At 50.6% G+C, this 2,008-nt stretch carries 4 protein-coding genes; all 4 read right to left on the bottom strand.

Annotation, left to right across the window (positions count from 1 at the left end; all coding sequences use genetic code 11):
* A partial coding sequence (locus ACRCZA_RS04450) for a helix-turn-helix domain-containing protein (RefSeq protein ID WP_438673268.1) occupies positions 1–190 on the bottom strand: 190 nt, incomplete at its 3' end.
* 312 nt (positions 191–502) lie between these two features.
* A complete protein-coding gene (locus ACRCZA_RS04445) occupies positions 503–943 on the bottom strand; it encodes a hypothetical protein (RefSeq protein WP_438673267.1) in 441 nt (146 codons plus the stop codon).
* Positions 943–1,668 (bottom strand): nucleotide-binding protein, encoded by a 726-nt coding sequence (locus tag ACRCZA_RS04440; protein WP_438673266.1) that lies wholly within the window; start codon positions 1,666–1,668, stop codon positions 943–945. The genes ACRCZA_RS04445 and ACRCZA_RS04440 overlap by 1 nt, the downstream gene beginning before the upstream one ends.
* Positions 1,668–2,008, bottom strand: a 341-nt coding sequence (locus ACRCZA_RS04435; RefSeq protein ID WP_438673265.1) for a TraK family protein, incomplete at its 5' end; no start/stop codon positions are given. The genes ACRCZA_RS04440 and ACRCZA_RS04435, both read right to left, overlap by 1 nt.

The raw sequence follows: 2,008 nt of genomic DNA, 5'->3' as shown, positions 1-2,008 counted from the left end.
CGCCGAACTGGGCATTCAAGAATGCCGCTTGTTCGTCGGTCGGATAAAGGCGTACCTTAGTGGCTCTTTTCATGGTTAAAAACACAGGCTGGTTATAAAACCAGTTATAGCATACGGGTGATATGAGCAACAGCCGTAGGTGATACCATTGATGTCCAGGCACGATGGCACAAGAGTTCGCAGAACACACCAGATTAGCTCCCCTTATATCCCCGCCCGATTGGGCGAGGGTTTACGGGGCATCTGCTAATCCCACGCCAGCAGGCGGTTAGGCGCGAGGTTATTTTTGGCAAAGGTAAGGCCAAAGAAGCGGCGGCTGCGCCCCCGCAAGGCCAAGGCGTCGGCTTAGTCGGCCGTTTTTCGGCCGTCACGCCCACGCCAGCAGGCGGTTAGGCGCGAGGTTATTTTTGGCAAAGGTAAGGCTAAAGAAGCGGCGGCTGCGCCCCCGCAAGGCCAAGGCGTCGGCTTAGTCGGCCGTTTTTTCGGCCGTCACGCCCAAGCCTTAAGCTATGGCCCATACGGCTAACAAGGCTGCTAATACCGCTAAGGCGGCAGCGAGCATATTTAACATGGCGACTCGCCGCGCTCCTTTGAGCGATGCGGCCAAACTGGCGCTGTAGTCATCCAGTTCTCGCCGCCAGCTTTGTACGATAACGCTCGCACCTGTTTTTAGTTCTTGCGCCATAACGTCTTGACTGACCACCAAAGCGGCATTGAGTGTACGTTCGGCTTTACCTTTGGCCTCGAGCTCCCACTGATGAGCAATGACTTCTAATTCTGATTTAAATTGATCAAGCAGTGCTTGCTGGGCAAGTAGGCTCTCTTGCTGCAAGCGTTCATTCATGGTGTGCAACACCAAGATAGGATCATCGCGGCCAACTGTAATCCCGTGCCGAGCGGCAATCAGTTGAATGATTTCCTCAATGTTATCGCTGTTTGCCATTAGACCACCGCGGCTATATCAAGTAATTGAAAGAGATTGGTTCTGATGAGTTTAAGACGTTGCCGCGTCATAATATGTAAGCCGCTATCGGCCAGTGCCTCATCAAATGTCTGATGCGCTTGGAGCATGTCGCTTAAGTCGCGGCCAAAGGTCTCCTTTTTTAAGTCGGGAATTTGGATAATTGCTGCTACACGCTGTTTTTGTTCGGTATAAGCTTTCGTTTGTTCAAAGCCAATTCCGTCATATTCAATGGGTCCCCAGTAAGGATTGAGCCAAACGACGAATTTGGTGGGGGCAGGAAGTTGTTGCGCCAGCATCTTGAAGCCGTTAAGGGTATCGAAAAATGCTTGCCCCCCGGTGACAACGGTATGAATGATCAGTTCATGTTGCAGCATCTGTAATAGCTCTGGCACCTGATTGCTAATCAAGTAGTTAGAGAGCGGCACAAATGAGCTACTGCCATTATCAATCACCACGTCGTCACGGGTCATGGCGAGTAATTCAACTAGATCATCAAATTTTCGGCTGTTGATCTCGTCGCCATCAATGATGTTGAGGCGCTGGACGTTTAGCCCCGTATAGCCTTCAAACGAGTGGTTTACAGGATCGCTATCGATACATAGCGGTGTGTCTCCACGAGAGATTTGATATTGGGCGATGATCGCGGCAATCATTGATTTACCCACGCCACCTTTACCTTGCAAAAGCATGTGGATCTTGGCCATTAGAGTAAGTCCTTTTTATTGGGTGTCGGGTTGAAATTAAAGCCGCTGATCGCGCTTGAAGGGCTGGCGTCTTGGTCAACGGTTATGTTTTCTGCACTCGGATTGGTCGTTGGCTGGCTTTGACCTGCGATAAGGAGGCTTGCCTGCGGTGGTGCAGCGTGATCGATTAGTCGCTTGATATAGCGATTAAAAGTGGCATAGCTGCAAGCTACTTTTTTTTCATCGCATAAGGTTTCCCAAATCAAGTGAGCCGACCAGCCATCATCGAGCGCTTGTTTTACCTCCGCCATCACTGCCAAAAATGCCGCTCTATTGGTGCCTGCCATTTTTTGCACAGCGT

The organism is Shewanella sp. (genome assembly GCF_051658185.1).
In the GTDB taxonomy this organism is placed as follows: domain Bacteria; phylum Pseudomonadota; class Gammaproteobacteria; order Enterobacterales; family Shewanellaceae; genus Shewanella.
Note: the sequence above shows the minus strand (reverse complement) of the source record. Positions and strands in the feature narration are given on the sequence as shown.

What these genes read in the sequence shown, in the direction of transcription:
- ACRCZA_RS04440 (WP_438673266.1), bottom strand. Translation starts at nt 1,668, where the DNA reads ATGGCCAAGATCCACATGCTTTTGCAAGGTAAAGGTGGCGTGGGTAAA.
- ACRCZA_RS04445 (WP_438673267.1), bottom strand. Translation starts at nt 943, where the DNA reads ATGGCAAACAGCGATAACATTGAGGAAATCATTCAACTGATTGCCGCT.